Source organism: Flavobacterium azizsancarii (assembly GCF_027980145.1).
GTDB lineage: Bacteria > Bacteroidota > Bacteroidia > Flavobacteriales > Flavobacteriaceae > Flavobacterium > Flavobacterium azizsancarii.
Window position 1 is genome coordinate 64933 of record NZ_JAMZNK010000014.1, and the last position, 22180, is coordinate 87112.

The 22180-nt window shown below is 35.3% G+C and carries 14 protein-coding genes; 3 read left to right on the forward strand and 11 right to left on the reverse strand.

Annotated elements, in window-relative coordinates:
• Window positions 1–50: 50 nt before the first annotated feature.
• Window positions 51–383: a YegP family protein gene (locus tag NJT12_RS10875; protein ID WP_271335927.1), complete on the reverse strand. Its 333-nt coding sequence runs from the start codon at window positions 381–383 to the stop codon at window positions 51–53.
• A gap of 249 nt (window positions 384–632) precedes the next feature.
• Between NJT12_RS10875 and NJT12_RS10880 the strand changes: the two genes are divergently transcribed.
• Both NJT12_RS10880 and NJT12_RS10885 read left to right on the forward strand, forming a co-directional pair.
• Complete coding sequence (locus NJT12_RS10880) at window positions 633–1118, forward strand: copper resistance protein NlpE (RefSeq protein ID WP_271335928.1); 486 nt, start codon at window positions 633–635, stop codon at window positions 1116–1118.
• A gap of 245 nt (window positions 1119–1363) precedes the next feature.
• Window positions 1364–1816: an Hsp20/alpha crystallin family protein gene (locus NJT12_RS10885; protein ID WP_271335929.1), complete on the forward strand. Its 453-nt coding sequence runs from the start codon at window positions 1364–1366 to the stop codon at window positions 1814–1816.
• A gap of 95 nt (window positions 1817–1911) precedes the next feature.
• On the opposite strand, the gene NJT12_RS10890 is transcribed toward NJT12_RS10885, so the two are convergent.
• On the reverse strand, window positions 1912–2667 hold the full coding sequence (locus tag NJT12_RS10890) for a DUF1349 domain-containing protein (protein ID WP_271335930.1): 756 nt from the start codon (window positions 2665–2667) through the stop codon (window positions 1912–1914).
• 104 nt (window positions 2668–2771) lie between these two features.
• Between NJT12_RS10890 and NJT12_RS10895 the strand changes: the two genes are divergently transcribed.
• Window positions 2772–3545: a response regulator transcription factor gene (locus tag NJT12_RS10895; RefSeq protein ID WP_271335931.1), complete on the forward strand. Its 774-nt coding sequence runs from the start codon at window positions 2772–2774 to the stop codon at window positions 3543–3545.
• 86 nt (window positions 3546–3631) lie between these two features.
• On the opposite strand, the gene NJT12_RS10900 is transcribed toward NJT12_RS10895, so the two are convergent.
• From NJT12_RS10900 to NJT12_RS10940, 9 genes are all read right to left on the reverse strand, one after another.
• Window positions 3632–4195 (reverse strand): DUF2911 domain-containing protein, encoded by a 564-nt coding sequence (locus NJT12_RS10900; protein ID WP_271335932.1) that lies wholly within the window; start codon window positions 4193–4195, stop codon window positions 3632–3634.
• Window positions 4196–4302: 107 nt separating this feature from the next.
• Window positions 4303–6111, reverse strand: a complete 1809-nt coding sequence (locus tag NJT12_RS10905; RefSeq protein WP_271335933.1) for a glycoside hydrolase family 2 protein — start codon at window positions 6109–6111, stop codon at window positions 4303–4305.
• A gap of 40 nt (window positions 6112–6151) precedes the next feature.
• Window positions 6152–7039, reverse strand: coding sequence for a fibronectin type III (locus NJT12_RS10910; RefSeq protein ID WP_271335934.1), 888 nt, complete (start codon window positions 7037–7039; stop codon window positions 6152–6154).
• A 285-nt stretch (window positions 7040–7324) separates the two neighbouring features.
• Entirely contained in the window at window positions 7325–9742 is a 2418-nt protein-coding gene (locus NJT12_RS10915; protein WP_271335935.1) for a glycoside hydrolase family 2 protein, read from the reverse strand.
• Between the two features lie 96 nt (window positions 9743–9838).
• Window positions 9839–11017, reverse strand: coding sequence for a glycoside hydrolase family 88 protein (locus NJT12_RS10920; protein WP_271335936.1), 1179 nt, complete (start codon window positions 11015–11017; stop codon window positions 9839–9841).
• Window positions 11018–11196: 179 nt separating this feature from the next.
• Entirely contained in the window at window positions 11197–12714 is a 1518-nt protein-coding gene (locus NJT12_RS10925; protein WP_271335937.1) for a RagB/SusD family nutrient uptake outer membrane protein, read from the reverse strand.
• A gap of 16 nt (window positions 12715–12730) precedes the next feature.
• Window positions 12731–15733 (reverse strand): SusC/RagA family TonB-linked outer membrane protein, encoded by a 3003-nt coding sequence (locus NJT12_RS10930; protein WP_271335938.1) that lies wholly within the window; start codon window positions 15731–15733, stop codon window positions 12731–12733.
• Window positions 15734–15946: 213 nt separating this feature from the next.
• On the reverse strand, window positions 15947–20038 hold the full coding sequence (locus NJT12_RS10935) for a two-component regulator propeller domain-containing protein (RefSeq protein WP_271335939.1): 4092 nt from the start codon (window positions 20036–20038) through the stop codon (window positions 15947–15949).
• 270 nt (window positions 20039–20308) lie between these two features.
• Window positions 20309–21946: a hypothetical protein gene (locus NJT12_RS10940; protein ID WP_271335940.1), complete on the reverse strand. Its 1638-nt coding sequence runs from the start codon at window positions 21944–21946 to the stop codon at window positions 20309–20311.
• Window positions 21947–22180: the final 234 nt, after the last annotated feature.

A 22180-nucleotide genomic window follows, 5' to 3' on the forward strand; every position in this document is an offset into this window, starting at 1 on the left:
AGGGCTGTTTCTATTCAAAGAAACAGCCCTTTTTTATGCTATAACTTTATTTATACTGTCTGATCGTCTGTAGTGGCATCAGGTGCATTTTTCTTTACAGATTCAATTCCGTTTTCTCTTGCCGAAACACTTTCATACATTTCGCTTGAGCCAATAATCTGACCATTGCTGGCTTTTAAATTAAAATACGGTTTTCCGTTTTTAGCTTCTTTTCTGTCAAAACGACCATCATCCTGAGAGTTGGTTTTTACAGAATCGATTCCGTTTGTACAAGCTGCTTTTGTAGTATAACCTTCGCTGGTTAAAATGGTTTGGCCATTACCTGCTTTCAAATTAAATTGGAATTCGCCATTGGTTCTTTTAGTAATTACAAATTTTCCCATGTAGTTTTATTTTAGTTAATTATAATTTATTTTGCTACAGATAAAAATACAAAACTTCATCATATAAATCATACAGTTTAATGAAATAATGAACTGCTAACCAGATAAGAAAAGGAGATAAGGCACGAAGTACATTTGATTTTGGATTTTGTTTATTTACTTTTATTTTAAATATAAGTATGAAAGAAAAGTTAAAGAGAAGAATTAATACAGGAATATTCTTATATTTATGTTCTAACAGTTTATATCATGAAAAATTTAATATTAGCATTCCTTGTTGCTTTTCAGTTATTATCTTGTAATTCAAAACAAAAGGAAGAAACTCCTGAGCATTCCGCCAATGTTGTAGATAATGATACTACAAATGACGAGAGTAAGGATGAAGTTGCTGTGTACGAAGGATTGTTGCCATGTGCTGATTGCGAGGGAATTGAAACAGTATTAAAAATTTATAGAGGAGATGGTACGATGGAAAGCCATAAATTTGAGTTGTCGACTATTTATAAAGGAAAAGCACCTGAAAAAAAATTAGAAAAAAAAGGCAATTTCAATCTCGAAAGAGGATTAGGAAATGATCCTGACGGAACGATTTATGTGCTGAATTACGATAAACCCCAATCAGAACAAATTTTTTATGGTTACTCTGCTGATAATCCGGATAAGATTTTTTTGCTGAATAGTAAAAGGGAAAAAATAAAATCGAAGTTAGATTATTCATTATCATTAAATGAATAATAGAACTGCTTTTTTAATAAAGTAAAAAGAGTTAAAGTTTTTTAAGCTTTAACTCTTTTTTATACTAAAAATTGAAATATCTGTTTGGTAAATTGTGTTTATTAAAAATGACATTTTTTCATATTTACCTAATCCTTAGAGTGTTGTTTCTGAAGAAATGGCAGTTTTTTTGCTTTGGTATTTGTTTTGTAATAACGTTATCAGGAAAATTAATTTAATGTATAACTGTTTAAAAAGTAGAAATCATGCTTAGTATCAGAAAAAACGGGAACAATACCCCATCACTTCCTGGATTATTCGAAGATTTTTTGAACCGTGAGCTTTTTAATTGGGGAAACAGTAATTTTTCTTCCACAATTACAACCGTACCCTCTATAAATATCAAAGAAACAGATGATAATTACGAGGTTGAGGTTGCTGCTCCGGGACTTGATAAAAAAGACTTTAATGTCTCACTTGATAATAATTTGCTAACGATTTCCTGCACGAAATCAGTTAGTCAAGAAGATAAAGGGGAAAATAATAGCTACAATCGTCGTGAATTTAGTTATCAGTCTTTCCATAGAAGTTTTGAATTGCCAAATGTTGTGGATGAAGATTATATAAATGCCCACTATGAAAATGGGCTTTTAAATCTTACCATTCCTAAAAAGGAACAGGCAAAACAAAAAGAACCAAAATTGATTGAAATAAAGTGATACATTTCAATTTAAATTTTGATGTTTATTAATTTGTTTTATTTTATTTAATGTTAGGGGCTGTCTATTTTTAGACAGCCTCTTTTTTATTGGAACTAATTTCCCATTCGAAAATCGGTAACACTTTTTTGGTCCAGAGTAATTTCTTCAAAAATACTTTGACTTCCTTTGTCTACAGGACATTGTGTACTAATTCCCATCCAGATCGTTGCAGAATAGTTGTTTTTATACAAGCGAACCATTTGCCAGTTTTTTTTATCCAGAGAATAATAACTTGCTACAGTACGGGTATCGGAGGATATTTTCATATAGATCGTTGGTTTTTTGACAACATCATGATTGTTATCGTCAGATGTTCCAATCGTACGAACCGTTACAACACGATGATTGCCGCGCTCGTCCTGCTCAAAACAGAATTTCTGATAAAAATTGTCATTCACATAAATATATAAAACACCGGCATTGTACAATCCTTTCTCTGTAAATTCAGGTGTTACTTTAGATATTAAAGTAAAAGGTTTTGTATTATCCACTTTCGACAGTAGGATAGGAGCGCTATTATTGGATAGTTCACCGTTGGGATCAGAAAAATAATCTTTCTTTTCGCCAGCGCGAAATACTACTTTACCATTAGCATCTGCTTTTGCAAGCGTATCTGCACCATTTACTGCTTTTGTAAAATGAATATTAGGAAGTTTAATATCGCAAGGACTGCCATTGACAAAGGCAGAATCTACTTTTGTACTGTTTTGTGAAGTTGGTGATACTGCTTCTTTTTGGTTATTGTTCCCGCAGCTAGGAAACAAAGTTAATCCTGATAAAATGCAGAGACCATAAAATTTTGATTTCATAAAAGGCTTTTTTTTAATAGAAAAATTATATTTTTAGTTTATCAAAAATACTACTGCTTTCCAAAAGCCGCAATACGTAAAATTAACCATTTTAAGTTCCATTTATGTCAAATGTATCCGTCGGGAATCAATTATCAGCTACTTTATTAGAACAAACATTTTCGATCGAAGAATGCGATGATATAGAAAAATTCAAACAATTAGTAGCAGGTTATGTGAGCCTTGATCAGTGTGTGGCAGTATTGTCTGATTTTCAGGCAGATTGCAGTTATATTTATGCAGGTAATTTCGGAAAAGTATTTGGATTGCCTTCTGAAAACTCTGTTATCGATTCTGCTTTTGAAGAGTGTATTTTTACCAAAATTAATCCGTATGATTTAATTGAACGTCACATTTTAGAATTAAATTATTTTCAATACCTCAAAAGTCTGCCTTTTCAGGACAGTCATAAATATAGTACATCAAGCAGGATACGAACTCAAAATACAATCGAGAATTGTGCTTATATCAACCACCGCACAATTTACCTGAAAAGTTTCAGCAACGGGAGCATCTGGCTGGCCTTATGTCTCTATGCCCCGTCAGCAGACACTCAGCCACGCTTGGGAATTGATGGCAAAATAGTAAACATTGAAACCGGTGACGTTATTGCAATCGAAAAATACAAGCATTATGAGCAAACATTACTCACTAAAAGAGAACTTGAAATCCTGAGGCTTGTTGCCAAAGGAAGTAACAGCGAACAAATTGCAGCACAGCTGAATATTTCAGTTTATACCGTGCGCCGTCACAGGCAAAATATAATAGAGAAAATGAAAGTGGCCAACACTACCGAAGCGGTAAAAACGGCAATGGTAATGGGAATTATTTCTATTTAAGGAAATATCTTTTTTAATTGACCAATAAAAAAAGAGACACTAATTTGATTAAGTGTCTCTTGTTATGTATGTTTTATGCTAAACAATTATTTAATTGTGATCGGAACTTCAACTGTTGTTTTATCCCATCCAATTACAAGATTTGTAACAGATCCCTGAGTTGTAAAAGCAATTGATAATGCTTCGATTACTGTTGAAACTGGTTTTACAGGAACTGAAACTCTCAAAAGATCTTTAGTTTCATCGTAGGCATAATTTCCCCATAAATCAAGTTCTTTATTGATAATGATTGTCCATTTGTCTTTTTCAGGAATAGCAAACAAGCTATAGGTTCCAGCCGGAACTTTTTTACCATCAATCGTAACTGCTTTGTAGAATTTGATTTCAGTATTTTCATTGGCACCAACTCTCCAAACTTCACCAAACTTAATTAAGTCACCAAAAATAGTACGCCCTTTTACAGAAGGTCTTGCATAAATAACTTTGATAACAGGATTTGGAGCATCGGTTTTTTTGAACTTTACTGCCTTGTTTGGGAAATAAGAAATATCAACCGGACTTGCATCAAGTGGAGCAAATTTTACCACATCCTGAGCTTGAACTGTAAAGGCAGCAAATAAAGTAACTACCAGTAAACTTAATTTTTTCATATGATTACAATTTTTAGAATAACTACAAAGTAAGTTAATAATGAATAAAAATCATACCATTGCACTTTGTTTTTTGTTAATGAATTGCTAACAGTTCTTAATTTTTATTATTCTTTTTTCTTCTTGGCATACCAATCCTGCATGATATAAAAAGCTTTCTTCTTATTACCATCGTTGGAGATCAGTCCTTTTCTGTTGTATCCGTCCTGAATTCCCGGAAGCAATCGTTTTGGAGATCTGAAATCTACCAGAATCCATGGGCTTAAACCGCTAAGATGAGGTATTTTTTCGATCATTTTCAGATTTTGAATATACAAGTATTCCTGATATTCCTCTGTCCATCGCTCGTTTTTTTCTCCGTGAAATCCTTGTTTGGCATCTCCGCCAAATTCAGAAACAATTACAGGTTTGTTATAAGGTGTATCCCAAAACGTCTTTTCGGCATTTTCTAAATTACCACCATACCAGCCTAAATATTGATTGAAAGCAATAATGTCAAGAGATTTTCCAATCTCGTCATCAATCATTCCAACTCCGTTTACATTGTGCGTCAATAACGCAGCACTAATTAATCGGGTATTGTCCAGTGATTTTGTATGTGTCACTAAATTTTTGATAAAAGTATTTCTGGCATCAGATATTGGAGTTTCATTTGCCATTGACCAGATAATAATGCAAGCTCTGTTTTTGTCTCTCGTTATGGCAGTTGTCAATTGATCCTGTGCATTTTGATATGTTTTTTCGTTGGTAAATTCAACTGTCCAGTACACCGGAATTTCTTCCCAAACCATTAATCCTAATTTATCGGCAAGTCTGATAATGTTTTCATTATGCGGGTAATGGGCCAAACGAACATAATTGCAACCCAATTCCTGAGCCCAGCTTAATAAGCGCAAAGCATCTTCCTCAGAATTGGCACGTCCGCCTTTTGCATTTTCTTCATGAATCGAAATACCGCGTAAAAAGATTTGTTTACCATTCAATAGAATTTTGTCTCCTTGTGTTTCAATTGTTCTAAAACCAATATTATCCTTTAGTTTTTGTCCGTTATAATCAATTATAACTTCATATAATTTTGGATTTTCCGAAGACCATAAGGAAATTTTCTTAGACGGAATTTCAAAATTTACAGTTCCGTCCGCACTAGCTTTTCCTTTGTAATTGATTTTCAATTCAGGAATAGAAACCGTTACCTGATTTTGCGTCGAATTAAAATTATTGATTTTTACGAAACCTGAAATCAAAGCGGTATTTCCTTTTTTAAGCTGAATGTTGTAATCTTCAACAAACGATCCGTTTTCCTCGATAAGAGTTACATCACGCGTGATTCCGCCGTAATTCCACCAGTCGGTATTAATTGTTGGCACATCTTCTTTATGACGGGTATTATCCACTTTAATAACCAGATAATTGTCTTTTGGTTTTACTATTGAAGTTACTTCATAATTAAATGGGGTAAAACCACCTTCGTGATTTCCTAGTTTTTTACCGTTTAAATAAACATCTGCTTTATAATTAATTGCGCCAAAATAGACAAAAAGACGTTTTTTATCCTTCAAATCATAATCAAATGATTTCTTGAACCAAATATTTCCCTCGTAATACTTTAGTTCCGGAACCTGCGAATTCCAGTCGCCGGGAATATTTATTTTAGGCGATTTATCAAAATCATATTCTACCAATTCCTGTTTGTTTACGGCATGATAATTATTGAAAAAAGCACCATTCGATGGTTTTTCTTGTTTGTCATACTGATCAAGATGAAAGCTGTAGAAGCCCGTTTGATACGGATCAATAATATAATTCCAAACGCCGTTTAAAGAAGTTGTCGTTCGGTTTGGAACATTTGAAATCAGGTTTTGTGCCTGCCCGATAAAGACAGTTGTTAATAGTAAAAGAGTAATTAATTTTTTCATTGGGTAAATTTTATTTTTTAATATTTTTATGCTTTCAGACCTACTTGTTTTTTTTAGATGAGGCAGCTAATTCCTGTATACTAAAATCCGAAAACCGGATGGTTTCGTCTCTCATATTGGAGATATCTTTCAAACTGCGGTAAATTCCCCATTTAGGTCTTATAAAAGAATTTGCTGTATAGGCAGTTCCCGTTTTCGAAGTATAGGCAGAACGAATCGTTTGAATATCAGAATTGCTATACTCCAATAAAACAGCCCCGTCGCTCACTTTTTTTATAGTTATTGCATATGTTCCTTGCGGACCAACTGTAATAGTTTCTGTAGCTTCAACCCAGACGCCTTCAAAAAGAGACATATCTATAGCTTGATATTTTATCATTTCTGTGGCTTGGTCTTTTACATAAATGAGTTCTAATTTGCTTGAACCATTTGGCATTTTTCTCAAAGTTAGCGTAAACAAAGGATTGCCTTCATCGCCATCTACCGCTTTAATCTGATGAATATGAGTAAAAGCCGAAGTAGGTTTAAATCCCACAGGCACTTTAAAACGCCATTTGTATTGTACCGTTTCGCCCCTTGTTCCCTTTAGATTATCAGGAGAAGGTTCGAAAGATTTTATTTCGACACGTTGCCTGTCCGTTTTGCCCTTTACGGGTTCATTGTCGGGAGGTGTGTTGCTCACATGAAGGTTAAATTCGAAAACGTATTTTTTTAGATCGTTATCGAAAACTTCCGTAATATGGCGTCCAAAACTTGGGTGAATAGCATCCGGAGCTTCTACGGCACCGTTTTTTGTTCCTGGTGCTAATGCATTTGTAATTAATTCGTAAGTTCCAACTCCATCAGGACCGTCAGCATTTAGGGTTACTTGTGCGTTGCATGTAAAACTAGCCAATACAGCAATTCCGTAGAAGATGGTATTTTTCATAATTTATAATCTTTATTATTTCGTAGATTTATTCTCATTTTTGTCCTTTCGACGAAGGAGACCCGAGTGATAGCGAATAGGTGAAGCAAATTACACTAGAAATTCCGCAAACTATGTCGCCAATCTTTGTAGAGTTACAAGTGTGATCCTTCGTTCCTCAGGATGACAAGATTGTATATAAATTTTGCGCCTTTGCGCGATTAATCCCATCCTAGCATAAAATAATAAACCTTTGCGTTCCTTGCGTAAACCCTTGCGAACTTAGCGGTTAAACCGTTAAGCAAATCAATTCGCTATTTTCAAATACTCTCCTTTAAAACTCTGATTCAATGCTGTCATTTCAATTGGAATCCCGGGTCCGTCGGGAACTACTTCGATAGAAGCTTTACCGTTTGCCATTTTTATTGATTCGCTTCCCGTTGGAGTTCCCTGACTTTTCATGGTTTTTCCACCTTTTAAACATTGAAAATAAACACTTTCCTCATAATCTAAACAACGCAAATTATTATTATCAATTGCAATTGCAGTTACTAAATAATTACCGTTTTTTAATTTTTCGGATGACAATTGTAAAGATGTTGCCGTGTCATTTTTATTAAAGCGATAATTCACTTTTATAGTATCAGATACTTTTGTACCGTTTTTGGTTTCTCCAATAGCAATCAGGATATTTTCACCTTTTAAGAAATTAACATCCCAAGTTAAGCCATTTGCAGGATATAAAGAAAGATTTCTTTGTTTTTGTCCCAACGATTTCCCCTGATGAAATAAAGTTACTTTGTCGCAATTACTGAAAACGCTCAATGTTCTTGGTGTATTTTCAGGTCCCTGACGTTCAGTCCAGGTATGTGATTCGATGTAAGTAAAAGGTTCATTGCTCCAATAACTTTTAAAAACATAATACGCATCTTTTGGATTCCCGTTACGATCTACAAGACCTTTTTGATTCATATACGGGATATCATCTTCAGGACGTAACGGTGTTGCAAAATCCTTAAATGCCCATTGTACATTACCCACGAACATTGGATCATTCTCGGATATATGCAAATGCCAGTCGAATAAATCAACAATATAATTCTCACTCCAATCGCCAATCTGAGCAATATTTGCCACTTTGGTTTGCACAATGGCTTCTTCCCAACCTTCGGCTTTTATGATGTTCTCGCCCGTAATCGGGTTTTCACTGTGACGTCCCACATGACTGTCTCCACCATATTCCGCATGAATAAAATGTTTGTATTCTTTTTTGTAAACGTCAATTGCTTTTTGGTAGTTTTTGTAACTTCCTGAATACCAACCTGACCAGATAGAAGGGGAGAAGACATCGACAATTTGTGAGCCTTCGTAATATTTTCTGATTGCCGTTTTTCGCGTTGGATCCATTTTATGGGCAATGTCGTTCAACTCAGTCAGGAAGACATTTGTTTTTTCAGTATTGTCTCCATCAGGAAAATCAGGTAACCAATTCATTTCATTACCCAAAGACCAGATAATGATACTTGGATGATTGTAGTTTTGATTGATGATTTCGGCCAGCATATTTTTGGTATTCGTTTGCCAGAGTTCACCACCAATGCCACCACGGCACCACGGCAATTCATCCCAAACCAGTAAACCCAATTCATCACAGGCTTTGTAGATTTCAGGATCTTGCGGATAATGCGCGAGACGCACAAAATTAGCGCCCATTTTTTTTATTGATTCCATATCGGCACGATGTTGTGCATTGCTCATCGCAGCACCAACTCCGGCGTGTTCTTCATGACGATGTGTACCGCGAATCAGTAATCGTTTTCCATTCAGATAAAAAGGGCCATGGTCTTTGAATTCAAACCATCTGAAACCTACTTTTTCGTTTACGCTGTCTCTGATTTGGTTTTTCTCAGATAAAAAAGCGGTCACTTTGTATAAATTTGGATTCTCAGTATCCCACAATTCAGGATTTTTAAGATTCTCAAATTTGATAGTGGTTGTTTTATCCAAAACCGGAACCGTTTTACTGGCAATCTTTTTTCCTTTTGGATTTTTAAGAACCACGGTTAACGATAAGGCCGCTGTATTATCAGGATTTACTGTTGAAGCTACAATATTTAAAGAAGCTTTTTTAGCCGAAACTTCAGGAGTTGTAATTTTTAGGTTCTCAATATGATTTTTGTATTTAGACATTAACCAGACATCGCGGGTTATTCCGCCATAAATAAAGAAATCACTTTTTTGAGATGGAATAACTTCAATGTCATAACTGTTATCCACGCGAACAAAAATGTCGTTACTTCCTTCTTTAATGAAATTCGTGATATCAATCGTAAAGCCAATGTAACCCCCAATATGTCCGCCGGCTTCTTTACCATTTACATATACTTTTGTGGTTACATTCGATCCCTCAAAGTACAAGTAATAACATTTGTTCTGATCTATTGGAGCGATGTTCAGCTTTTTTTGATACCAGCTTGCATCACGTCTGTAACCCGGATTGAGATCTGTTGCATCTTCCGCATTCCAGGTGTGTGGTAAATTTAATGGAGTCCAATTGGTAGCTTTTTGCGCTTCGCCAAGATTTGGTGTATGATTTTCCAGATACAGCCAATTTTCATTGATATTCATTTTTGTCTGAGCAAAACTGCTGCTCAGACAAATTTGAAAAAAAACAAAAAGAGCAAAAATAGAAAATGTAGTATTGTGGTACGGTCGATTCTTCATAGATTATTTTTTTTAAGGTTCAAAGTGGCAAAGGCTCAATGGTTTAAAGGCTGAAAACCTTTGTCGCTCTGTAACTCTGTACTTTTGGACCTCATTTTATTTTCTTCTTAATAATGCTTCCAGAAAATAATAGTCGGCATAGATTATAGGTTCGTCGATTTCATCGTGTTTTGGCCAGTTTCCTGTACTATGGTCGAATATAAAAGGCGCGTTTATTTTTGGGTCTAAAATGTATTTATCTGATTCTAAAGTCGCGATTACTTTATCTGCATAAGCCAGATACGTTTTGTTTTTAGTGTAACCGTACAATTCATACAAAGCAGAAGCCATAACGGTTGCAGCAGATACATCACGTGCCGAATTTGGAATAGCAGGATCTCTAAAATCCCAATATGGAATTCCGTCTTCTGGCAAATTTTTGTCTGTTATAAAAAATTGTGCAGTAGCCTCAGCTTGTTTCAAATACGCCGGATCTTTGGTATATCTGTAAGACATTGTAAATCCGTAAACTGCCCAACCCTGACCACGCGCCCAAACCGAATCATCATTGTATCCCTGAAGCGTAGTTTTCTTTCTCACGGCTCCGGTTTTAGGATCGTAATCGATCACATGATAGCAGCTGTTATCTTCTCTAAATTGATTTTTCAAAGTGGTGTTGGCGTGCTGAATCGCAATATCCTGATACTTTTTATTACCGGATAGTTTTGTTGCTTCAAAAAGCAATTCGAGATTCATCATGTTATCAATAATTACAGGATAATCCCAAATGTCTTTGTTGAAATCCCAAGAACGGATTGCACCAACTTTTGCATCAAAACGAGTACATAAAGTCTCAGCACCTTTGGTGATAACGTCTTTGTATTCTTGTTTGTTTTCTACTTTTAAAGCTTCGCCATAACTGCAATATACTTTGAACCCTACGTCATGAGAATTTTTGTTTGCGCTTTCTTTTTTGCTGAAAGGAGTCCATTTTTCAGCTTGCTTTTTATATTCCGCATTACCTGTTAGTCGGTACAATTGCCAAAGATTTCCGGCAAAGAATCCGCTGGTCCAGTCTCTTGAAGGAACTTTTTTGATATCATTTGTTTTGATGGTCATACTTCTTGGCATCGACATCGAATCTACCGGATAATCGAGTAACATTTTGTATCGGGCTTCCAGAAGATCTTGTGCTGTTGCAGATGTATTTTTTGTTGTAGAATTAATCCCGGATTTGCACGCTGTTGCCAGCAGTGCAAACCCAAGAATTAAAGCAAAAAAACTAACTTTATTCATACTTATTAATTGTTTTAATTAAAAATTGAGAATTAAAAATTGACAATTCTTTTGTGATTTCTTCTCCATCAAGATGATAAAAAATGTGGATAAAATGGCATTAAAAATTAAACACATAGTGATTAGAATAATTACGATTTCATTTTTTTTTAATTTTTAATTCTCAATTTTTAATTTATTTAATATCCAGGGTTGTTCGGTTTTAAATTAGGATTGATCGCTAACTCAGTTCCCGGTAATGGGAATAAATAATCTTTTTCAGGATTAAAATTAGCGTGCGGCTCAAAACCATTCGGACCAAAAACCTCAGGACCGTTTTTCAATCTTTTGATATCGTACCATCTCACATATTCGAAAGCCAATTCTAATCTTCTTTCATCAATAACCATTTTTTTGAAATCAGCCTGAGATAATCCCGGTGTTACATTTGCAGGAAAAGAAACCAGTTTTCCGGCTTTGTTTCTGGCTCTTGCACGTACTCGGTTTACATAACTGTCAGCTTCTGTAGTTCCCGGAGTAATTTCGTTTAAGGCCTCAGCAGCAGTTAGCAGAACTTCGGCAAAACGCATGGTAATATAGTTGTGTTGAGAAGTTCTTCCGTTGGCACCTGCTTTTCCCGGAAAACGGAAATACTTTGCAATATGCGGACGTGGCGCTTTCTCGTTATCACTTGACGGGAAAATTTGTAAAGCTCCTCCGGGACCGGTTTTCTTTCTGATGATAGTATCAAAGCTTACCGCCCTTCTGTAATCTCTTTTGTCCCAGTCGTTAAATACTTTTAAAGAAGGAACAGCAACCGAAAATCCTTGTCCGTAACTGTAACTGTCATCTTTTAGGGAACCTGTAAAGAATGCCGTATAATCCTGACCGTAATTTCCTGAAACTAAATTGTTAAAGTCAATTGTAAACAAAGGTTCTTTGAGAGTCGACGCTTTTGTTGCATTGAACAAATCCTGAAAATCAGCATCTAAACCTAAGCCAAATTTGGCTTCGTTTGTAATAACAAATTTAGATTCTTCATACGCTTTTTGGTAATTTCCTAATGTCAGATAAACAGATGCCAAATAACCTGCCGCGGTACCTTTTCCGGGAACAGCTTTTACTTTAGGTTTATCCTCGAGCCATTGTTTTGCAAATTCTAAATCGGCAATGATTTTAGGATATATCTCTGCTTCTTTGGTTCTGCTTAATTTATCGACCTGAGAAACTTCGTTTACGGCGAAATCAATGTAGGGAACATCGCCAAAAATACGTACCAAATGATAGTATGTAAAAGCTCTCGTAAAATAAGCCTGAGCTACAATTGCATTAATTTTTGCAGGATCTCCCGGAGTTTTTTTAGCACCGGCTATTGCCTGATTTGCAGCTGCAATAATGATATACGATTGTGGCCAGAAGTTGGCAACAAGTGCATTGGTATCGTTCATATTCATATCGTTTACATCGATACGTGCAGCCTGAGTAGTTCTGTCGCCAATATCTGCCATGTCATCACGCAGCATTAGAGCGATTGTAAATTCTCTTCCCCAATAATTATTGTGGGCGATGTTGGCAAAACTTCCGTTTACAGCGGCCTGTAAGTCATCAGTATTTTTGAAGAAGTTTTCAGGACGAATAATTCCCACCGGATGTTCTTCTAAATCTGAACATCCAAAAGCGAATATTCCCAAGAAAAGAAAAGCTATATATTTTTTCATAACGTTATTTTTTAAACTAGAATTTTAAATTAAAACCAAAAGTGAAAGTTCTTACATTCGGGTAACTTCCATAATCCAATCCTAAATTGGTATTACTTCTGGAATTAGTATCATTTAAGTAATTTACCTCAGGATCAGAACCCGGATATTTGGTAATGGTCCATATGTTTTGTGCACTGATGTAGAAACGAACTTTACTTAATCCCATTTTTGAAACCACTTTGTCGTCTAAGCTATATCCGATAGAAACGTTTTTTAAACGGATGTAACTTGCATCATAAACAAATCTTGAGGTAACTCTTTTGGTTCTTGCTGCATTTATAGGCACGTTTGTATCTGTGTGAGTTGGTGTCCACGAATCCAGTACTTCTGTAGTGGCATTATTATTTCCTGAAGCCAGTTCCATTAAAGTATAATTTAAAATTTGGTTGCCTTCTGAACCTTGAAAGAAGATATTGACGTCGATGTTTTTATAAGTGAAATCATTATTCAATCCAAAAATGAAATCAGGATTTGGATTTCCGATAATTGTTTTATCGTTTGAATCTAATTTTCCATCACCATTTACATCTTTGAATTTTTCTCCTCCGGCTATGGTTTCAAAATTCCCCGGAAGAACTGTTTCTCCCTGCTGAATCACACCATCATACACAAACCCGAAGAATGATCCAACTGGTTGTCCTACTCTTAAAATTTGAGAATCTGTAGCAAGGAAATGACCAGGTGTAGAGTTGATTAAAAGATCTTTGTTATCTGCCAATTTCAATATTTTGTTCTTGTTCGAAGAAATATTAAAACTCGTTGACCATGTAAAATCTGCCCCAATAAAGTTCTTGGTATTAATACCCAATTCCCAACCTTTGTTTTCTAATTCTCCAACATTTTGAAGCTGAGAAGCAATTCCTGAAACTCCCGGTAAAGGTCTGTTGAACAAAAGATCTTTGGTAATTGTTTTATAATAATCAGCTGTAAGGCTGATTCTGTTATCAAATAATCCTAAATCAATTCCGTAATCTTGCTGATAGGATGTTTCCCATTTCAAATTCGGATTGTTTATAGCAGTCAGTTGCACTGCATTTACAATAACGTCACCACTTACATCATACACTTCAGCAAATTTAGAAAGCGTAGAGTAGGCATCAATAGACGGATTTCCTGTTGCACCATAACTCGCTCTTAGTTTAAGATTAGAAACTGTTTTATTGTCTTTTAAGAAGTTTTCTTTGCTAATATTCCATCCAATTGCTCCGGAAGGAAAGGTTCCATATTTGTAGTTTTCACTAAAGCTAGAAGAACCATCACGACGCGCTGTAAATGTAAACAGGTATTTATCATCATAATCAAAATTCAACCTTCCAAAAGCAGAAATCAATTCTGTTTCAGACAAACTTGATTCCGGTTTCAGGTAAACCGTTCCGGCGCCTAAATTATGATAGGAATTACTATTTGTCAAAAATCCTCTTGAAGCAGCATAAGCACGCTCGTTTTTATTTTTTTGATAAGAGTACCCTCCAAGAACCGTAAGGATTCCCTTGTTGATAATTTCACGTTTAAACGTCAAATAATTTTCTGTAAGGAAAGAGGAAAATCTGGTATTGTTTATAGAAGCTTCTCCTTTGATATTTTTTCCTGCTATCAAAGTGGACGGAATATATCTTCCGGTTTGCGAATTATTATCGGTTAAACCTAAAGTAGTTTTAAAATTTAAGTCTTTAGTAATTTGATACGATGCAAAGAAATTACTTCTGTTTACGATTGAAATCGTTTCAAGAATATTTTCCATCGCCGTTGCATACGGGTTGTCAATATCATCACCAATTGGGGCTGTTGTAGTATAACTTCCGTCTGCATTATAAATTCCTTTGTCCGGCATAAATCGGTATGCTGATGCAATTACACCTGCAGCACCTGTTCCTCCGGCACCAGTCTGGCTGATAATCCCTTCTTTGTTTTGTTTGCTTTGAAATAAATTCAGTCCTACTTTAAACTTATCCGTTAAATCAGCTTCAAGGTTACTGACAATCGTATACTTATCGATACCGGAATTGATTACAACACCGTTTTGATTGAAATAGTTTCCGGAAACATAGTACCTGATTTTATCAGAACCTCCTGAGAATGATAATTGTGTGTTCGAAATCATTCCTTCGCGATAAATTACATCTTGCCAGTCTGTGTTAGCACCACCATCTGTATGTGTTGTAAAACTTTTTCTATAGGCTACAAATTGTTCCCCGTTTAATAAGTCTAATTTGTTGTTTACAGATTGTACTGAGGTTGAATTACTGAATTCAATGACCGGTTTTCCTGGTTTACCTTTTTTGGTCGTCACCATAATAACCCCGTTCGATCCTCTGGATCCGTAAATTGCCGTTGCTGATGCATCTTTTAGAACCTCGATAGAAGCAATATCACTTGGTTGCGGCATTGCTACTCCTGCAAAACCGTCAACAACAATAAGAGCGTCTCCGCTTGCGTTAATGGATGTTCCGCCACGAACCCTGATTTTTACAGGAGCTCCCGGTTCGCCACCATTATTTGATTGTACTGAAACACCCGCTGCACGACCTTGTAAAGCCTGCTCAGCACTTAATGTTGGGTATGCCGTTAATTCTTTTGCCGTTACAGAAGATACTGAACCGGTTATATCGCTCTTTTTACGGGTTCCGTAACCTACAACAATTACTTCGTCAAGATTTTTGGTATCCGGTTTTAAACTGACATTGACTACGGTTTTATTTCCCAACGGAATTTCAACTGTTTGAAATCCTACATAATTAAATACCAGGACAGCGTTTTTCTCTGAAACGATGACACTGTAGTTTCCATCCATATCCGCAGATCCTCCAACAGAAGTTCCTTTGATATAAACATTGGCACCAGGAAGTCCCATTAAGTCTTCGCTGGAAGTTACTTTTCCGGTGACTTTTCTCTCCTGTGCATTTACAACAATATTTACCAGTAAAAAAGCTACCAGCAAACACCATTTAAGCGATTTGAAATTTTGGTTTGTGAACATTCATTTTGGTTTTAGGTTAATGTTAGATAAAATAAAAAATCAATAAACTCATTCCTATTATGATTATTACAAATAGAATTTGCAGTAATATGAATTTGGTTTTTTTGACTTTCATAATGGCAAATGTAACAGTCGCAAACGATATAGAAATACAAAAAAGGGTATCTAAAAATACAGATACCCTTTTTTAATCCCTTTAAAATAACGAATTTCCTAAAAAACTACGGAAGATTTGAAAAACTTGTCAGCAAATTGTGTTGGTGTTTCTCCGTACTTTTTCTGGAAACATTTACTGAAGTATTTCGGATTATTGAAACCTACTTTATAACTAATTTCTGAAACGTTTAATTTATTTTGTTCTAATAATTGAGCCGCACGTTTTAATCTTATTTCGTGAATAAATTCGTTTGGCGTATAATTGGTCCAGGCTTTTATTTTTAGAAACAACATGGTACGGCTGACACCTAATTCTGTACAGAAAAGCGGAATATCGAATTGCTCGTTTGAAATATTCTCCTCGACAATTTTAAATGCTTTTTTCAATAGTTCTTCATCTAAAGATGAAACGGTAATTTCTGAAGGAATAAAACTATCCTCACTTGAAAATTTGTTTTTCAAACGTTCACTCGAATTCAGCAGGTTTTTAACGCGAAGTTTAAATTCAGTTAGATTAAAAGGTTTACTGATGTAATCATCGGCACCACTTTCTAATCCTTCAAATTTATAGACTAATGAAGTTCTTGATGTTAATAGAATAACGGGAATATGACTCGTTTTTAAATTTTCCTTGATTTTAGAACAAAGCTCAGTTCCTACCATTTCCGGCATAATAACATCGCTGATAATTAGATTTGGCAAATGCTGTAATGCTTTTTCAAAGGCAATTTTTCCGTTTTCGGCTTCAATAATATTGTAATCTTCTTTGAGTAAATTTTTCATAAAAGATCGCAGCACTTTATGATCTTCGACAATCAGAATGGTTTGCTTTTGGTCATTTACTACAAAATCACCAATATCTTCCGGTTCCGTTATTACAGTTGTTTCCAATTGTGCGGTATATTGATCGATATCATCACTAATTCTAAAATCGGTAATAATTTCGTTGTCTAAAAGATGCGCTCTGCCTAACGGAAGTATGACTTTAAAAACAACACCTTCAGTTTTTTTATTAGTAACATCAATATCTCCCTTGTGGAGTTTTACGATGTTTTTGACAATCGAAAGTCCAATTCCAGTCCCTTTATTATAATTTTTCTGGACGTTGTTGTGCATTGGGACTTCAAAAAACAGATCGAAAATTTTGTCAATATGTTCCGGTGCAATTCCTACTCCTGAATCTTCTATTACGATGAAAAGATGCTCATTGTCATGCGATATTTTAAGATGGATGTTTCCGCCTTTTGGAGTGTATCTAAAAGCATTTGAAATCAGATTATAAAAAACACGTTCTAATTTATAGCGATCAAAGTACACGAGAATTTCTTCTTCAGAAGATTCGAAAGTATAGTTATAGCCGCCATCTTTGGCATATTCTATAAAAGATAAAAAGATTTCTTTAGTAAATTTCACGATGTTTCCTTCAGCAGATTCCAGTTGTACCTGATGATTTTCGAGTTTCCTGAAATCCATTAAGCGGTTGATCAGACCTAAGAGATGATTGGCACTTCCTTCAATCACCAATAGTTTTTTATACATTTCATTCGTTCCGTTGTATTTGGATAAAATTTGTTGCAAAGGACCTAATATCAACGTTAATGGTGTTCTGAATTCATGAGAAATATTAGTGAAAAAATCCAGTTTAGCGAGATTATTTTCTTCAATTCGTTTGGTTTCCAGATATTCTAATTCCAGTTTTTGTTTCAGTCTGGCTTTTGATTTCATGATCCAGATCAAGCCGTACAATCCTAAACCAATTACGATTCCGTACAATAAAAACGCCCAGATACTGCGCCAGGGAGCTGGTTTTACGATAACAGTCAATGTTGTTGGTACTTTATTCCAAACGCCGTCATTGTTGGCGCCACGAACTTCAAAAGTATACGTTCCGGGGTTCTGAATGGCAAAAATAGCTTCGGTACTTTTGGTCGTCGTCCAGTTATTCTCTAATCCAACCAAACGATAGCTGTATTGATTGTTTTTGGATCGAATATAATTGGGAATTGCAAAATCTATGGAGAAATTTGCCTTATCATAATCCAATGTAATCGTTTTGGTATACCCAATGCTTTTTTCTAAAATCCCAATCGAATCATTAGGCTGAATGGTTAGGTTTTTAATTTTTAGATTAGTAATTAATACTTGTGGGGCATATCTGTTCAGCGAGATTTTCTTTGCATCGAAATAGGTTGCTCCGGAGGGACTTCCGAAATAGAATTTATTCGAATCGAGTTTTAAAGCTGCATTATCATTAAATTCATTACTCGCCAAACCATCTTTTTGATCGTATATCACAACGGTCTTTTGTGTTGTACTGTATTTTATAATTCCCTGATTGGTGCTGATCCATAGGTTTTTATCATCATCTTCAAGAATAGAATGTATAGAGGTAATGACTGTGTTTCCTACTTTTAGATTTATTTTGTTGAATTTTTTTCCATCAAAATAATGCAAACCTTTTGCTTTTGTTCCCACCCAGATTTTCTTTTGCGTGTCCTGAAACAATGTCAGAATATCATCTCCTGATAAAGATGCCGAATCAAAGAAGTAATGTTGAATTGCATATTTATCCGGATTAAAATTGTTCAGTGGGATATAATTCAATCCATTTTGTGTTCCTACCCAAATGCCTTTTTTTTGATCGACCAAAATAGTACGGACAATTGTATTACTGAGATAATTGGCTTTTGTATTATCATTTTCGATAGTTTCAAAGGTTTTAGAAAGGGTGTTGTACCGAATAAGTCCTTTGCCAAAAGTACCAATCCAGATGATCTCATTTCCTTCTGCTTTGATAGAATAAACGCCGGATTCTTTTAGCAAAGCATTCAAATCCGGAGCAATTCTATTGTCCTCAATTCTTTTTGTAATGGTATTATAAGCCGATAATCCTTTTAGGAAAGTCCCAATCCATAAAATATCTCCCGAAAGACACATCGATTTAATATCATTTTTAACGGTTTGACCGCTTTTACTGTTGATGTAGCTTATTGCTTCGGTATTCTTATTGTAAATCGTAATTCCGCCACCTTCAGTTCCAAAATAAATATTGTGGTTTTTATCAGCTATAATAGAACTCACAACATCAAAACTCATTGGAATCTTTTTTGAATTCTGATTGTAATTGGAAAAATTCACATTCGAAATATCCCAAATATTAACGCCTTTGTAATAACAGCCAATCCATACAGAACCTTTTCGATCCATATAAACTGATTTTACTTTATCAATTCCGTTGCTGTTGTTGCTATTATTTATTTTTTGAATGCTGTTGTCTTTTCCTAAAATATAGATTCCGTCATAAGCTCCAATCCATAAAGAACCCTGACTGTCAATAGCCAAAGAGCGAATATCTGTATTGATTTCACGGTATTTATCATCGGGCAAAAAAGAAACGAAAGCATTAGATGTTTTGTCGAATTTCAAAAGACCTTTGTTTTTTGTTCCCACCCATAAATTTCCAGAAGCATCTTCAATAATCGCCTGAACGTTGAGAAGGTCAATATTGTTTAGCGGATAATTTTTAAAGGATAATTTTCCATTTTTTCGATCTGTAAGCTGGCATAAACCTTTGGTTGTACCAATCCAGATTTCTCCTTTTTTGGTTTTTAGAATGGTAATAATATTGTTGCTAGGAACTGTTTTAGTATCTGTATCTGAATGAAATACAGAGGTAAAAAGTTTTGTTTTTTTATTATAAACCGTTAATCCTTTTGAAGTACCAAACCACATTTCATTGCCAATTTCCTTAATCGACCAAATGGCATTGCTGCTTATGGTGTGATTGGTTTTGGTGTGTAGGAATCGGGTAAAATTGTTCGTTACAGGATCATAACAATTAAGTCCGTTGTAGGTCCCAACCCAGATTTTTCCTGTATTATCTTCTTCTATAGATAAAATATCATTGTTGCTGATCGAATGTTTATTGGTAACATCATTTCTGAAAATTGTGAATTTACTTCCGTCATATTTATTAAGTCCATCACGCGTACCAAACCACATCTGACCAAATTTATCCTGATGAATAGCAATGACAGAACTTTGCGAAAGCCCATCTGTAGTAGAGATATTTTTGAGACGATATTTATTTTGGGAAAATATATTTCCGAAAACAGATATGATTAGGAGTAAGGCTATTTTGTATTTCATAGCTTCAAGGTTTTGGCCACAAAGCCGCAAAGGCACAAAATTTTTTAAGTTTTATTTGTCATTTCGATAAAGGAGACCCGAGCGATAGCGAACAGAATCAAACACGAAACTCCGCATAGAAAATCGCCAATCTTTGTCGAATTACTATTGTGATTTCTCCTTCGTCGAAATGACAAACACTACGATTAATAGTTACTTACAAAACTTTGCGCCTTTGCGCCTTTGTGCGATTAATTTATTAAAAAAAACTTTGCGCCTTCGTGGCATAAATTACTTCAAGCGCCTTTGCAATTGATAATCATACAACGAAGGAATTTTATCCATTGGTGTATTTAGAAATTCAATATAAGGGTCAGGTTCATATTTCACTTCGAATTTGGCGTTGCCATTCACACCAATTATTCTTGCTAATGGTCCGTCTTTCATTCCATACAATAAAACTGGTTTTGTGATTTCGGCTGGTTTCTCCACCTGAACATTCAGGTTCCAAAATGTGCTGAATGGTCCGTGTGAAGGTTTCCAGTAATCAGCTCCACCACCGCCAAACAGGTAATAACTATTGTTTTTATCAGGTGTTATATGCACTGTTATATGATCGAATAAGTTTTGATGATTCGCCCCAGAATGCTGATCTAAAAGTGCATCAGCAAAAATCTCGCAATTCTGATACACATTTTTAGTAGCAAAAGTGTTGAAACTTAAAGGATGGACTGCTTTGTTATAGATTTTCAAATTTTTTACCAATACGTTATGCACGCCACCCAAAGTAACTGTATAATGTGCCATATGAGGCCCATCTGTGGTGATATCCTGAACAGTTACATTTGAGATTTCTTCGCCTAGAATTCCGCTATCAGCGTTGGTGATGGTAACATCCTTGACCCAGCTATTAAAAACACGTGTCAGAAATATGGCATTATTTCCCGGTTCGACATGATGTGCGACCCTTGGAATATCCGGAAAAGTAAAACGAAGATGTTCGATTCCAACTTCAGTCAAATGTTTCCATTCGACCAATTGCGCCTGATAACTTGGTTTTATCGCAATTGTCAAAGGTGTTTTAATCGTTATTTTTGAGTTTGAAATTTTAGTTATTTCAACTTGTTGCCTTACAATAGGCAGTTTTGGAAATTTCCAGTGATGAGAACCCGGTTTTACATTCGCGCCTTGATATAAATCCTTGATGATTTCGCCGTTTTCACCGTCTTTATTGAACAATTGCAATTCAACAATATCGCCAACTTTCAATCCTTTTAGATCAGAAACATTGATGGTATGTTCGCCCATATTTCCCGAGATCACTTTAGCCAAAGGATTTGAAACAGGTTCGTATTTATCAAGATATGATTTTACGCGCTCGCCGGGAATTTGCGTCCAGACGATTCCACCGGACCATGCGTATTGAGAAAAAGGCAAATCGACATTGTTTTCCGGTTCGCGTTGTCTTTTATCAAATGTGGTCAGATATTCCCTAAGTTCTGCTAACGATTCCGGATCTTTGAAATACATCATTGGTCTCGGGCAATAAATTTCTGTTCCTGTTTCGCCAGAACCTGCACCGCGAAGTACAAAATTGCTTCTTTGGATATACAAAAAATCACTCAGAATAATACGTCCGGCGGGTAATTGCAGGATTACATTTCCATCGACAGCATTTGCTGCTCTTACGGCTTTCAATAACGCTTTCGAATCATCAAGACCATCATTTGCTTTTACGCCATAATCTGTTGCGTTGATTATTTTTCCCTGAACTTCAGGAATGTTTTTTTCTCCAAAATGATAACCGGCATAACTAAAATCCGGTAAATAATTAGTTTTCTTGTCTGCTAGTATTTTAGGAGTTTGCTGTCCAAATACAATACTATTTACAAAAAGACTGCAACAGATCAGAATGGTTTGATGCTTCATGGTTTTGTGGTTATTTTGGTTAGTTAGTAGATTTGCGACTAAGACACAAGGTTTTTTTGTTTCACGCAGATGGTGCAGATTTAAGCAGATGCACGCAAATTTATTTACTTATTTTTTAATTAAATCTACCCAATCTGTTTCAATCTTTTTAAATCTGACTTTAGGATGAACCTTTCAACCTTTTAAAAGGGAGTGGCATTTAAAAAACAGCCACGAATTCATGAATTATTCTAA

Bases quoted from the DNA above. Each gene is read 5' to 3' on its own strand.
- NJT12_RS10875 (WP_271335927.1), bottom strand. From the start codon at position 383: ATGGGAAAATTTGTAATTACTAAAAGAACCAATGGCGAATTCCAATTT.
- NJT12_RS10880 (WP_271335928.1), top strand. From the start codon at position 633: ATGAAAAATTTAATATTAGCATTCCTTGTTGCTTTTCAGTTATTATCT.
- NJT12_RS10885 (WP_271335929.1), top strand. From the start codon at position 1,364: ATGCTTAGTATCAGAAAAAACGGGAACAATACCCCATCACTTCCTGGA.
- NJT12_RS10890 (WP_271335930.1), bottom strand. From the start codon at position 2,667: ATGAAATCAAAATTTTATGGTCTCTGCATTTTATCAGGATTAACTTTG.
- NJT12_RS10895 (WP_271335931.1), top strand. From the start codon at position 2,772: ATGTCAAATGTATCCGTCGGGAATCAATTATCAGCTACTTTATTAGAA.
- NJT12_RS10900 (WP_271335932.1), bottom strand. From the start codon at position 4,195: ATGAAAAAATTAAGTTTACTGGTAGTTACTTTATTTGCTGCCTTTACA.
- NJT12_RS10905 (WP_271335933.1), bottom strand. From the start codon at position 6,111: ATGAAAAAATTAATTACTCTTTTACTATTAACAACTGTCTTTATCGGG.
- NJT12_RS10910 (WP_271335934.1), bottom strand. From the start codon at position 7,039: ATGAAAAATACCATCTTCTACGGAATTGCTGTATTGGCTAGTTTTACA.
- NJT12_RS10915 (WP_271335935.1), bottom strand. From the start codon at position 9,742: ATGAAGAATCGACCGTACCACAATACTACATTTTCTATTTTTGCTCTT.
- NJT12_RS10920 (WP_271335936.1), bottom strand. From the start codon at position 11,017: ATGAATAAAGTTAGTTTTTTTGCTTTAATTCTTGGGTTTGCACTGCTG.
- NJT12_RS10925 (WP_271335937.1), bottom strand. From the start codon at position 12,714: ATGAAAAAATATATAGCTTTTCTTTTCTTGGGAATATTCGCTTTTGGA.
- NJT12_RS10930 (WP_271335938.1), bottom strand. From the start codon at position 15,733: ATGTTCACAAACCAAAATTTCAAATCGCTTAAATGGTGTTTGCTGGTA.
- NJT12_RS10935 (WP_271335939.1), bottom strand. From the start codon at position 20,038: ATGAAATACAAAATAGCCTTACTCCTAATCATATCTGTTTTCGGAAAT.
- NJT12_RS10940 (WP_271335940.1), bottom strand. From the start codon at position 21,946: ATGAAGCATCAAACCATTCTGATCTGTTGCAGTCTTTTTGTAAATAGT.